1 protein-coding gene is annotated in these 508 nt (G+C 47.4%); it reads right to left on the bottom strand.

The annotated features are described in order from the left end of the window. Positions 1-75: 75 nt before the first annotated feature. Positions 76-324, bottom strand: coding sequence for a hypothetical protein (locus AC1EKE_RS08210; RefSeq protein ID WP_480309013.1), 249 nt, complete (start codon positions 322-324; stop codon positions 76-78). Positions 325-508 lie beyond the last annotated feature (184 nt).

The raw sequence follows: 508 nt of genomic DNA, 5'->3' as shown, positions 1-508 counted from the left end.
TTTGATCCCTTCGATCGTGTATTTGTAGGTGTTGAAATAGGACTCTCGACCGCCCTTCTCCTTCCACCGACGCCGTCATATATAGATGAAAGCCTCGCAACCTGCTATGGGAAAAGTCTCGATCTCGCAGGGATTCATATATCCGCATCGGACCACCTCCTTCGCCTCCGCCAGCTCAGGGGGATAATGACTCTCGTCGTCCTTCTCGTCCATATAGAGTCGGTAGACTCCGCATTCCTTTTTTACCTCCTTCAGCTCAAAGTCGCGGAGGATCTCCTCCGGAACAAAGGCTGATATCAGATCCCTTATCTCTGCTGTTTCCATACGCTAAAACTACTGTCTGGTCCGTTAGTCCATTGTCTCCTCAACAAAGGTAATCTCTTTTTCCCTCCCCTCCCAGCACATCAAAATGCGAATTAGCCGGTATACCACGAAAAACTACCCCAAACTACCAGAGTCAACTAAAATCAGTATCTTTGAAAAGTCGAGACAACTCATTCTAGTTTGA

The organism is Porphyromonas sp. C0041D3, from assembly GCF_056590575.1.
The sequence above is the reverse complement of the archived record's forward strand: the minus strand, read 5'-3'. Positions and strand labels throughout refer to the sequence as shown.

Coding starts and splice junctions, on each gene's coding strand:
- AC1EKE_RS08210 (WP_480309013.1), bottom strand. CDS start 324: ATGGAAACAGCAGAGATAAGGGATCTGATATCAGCCTTTGTTCCGGAG.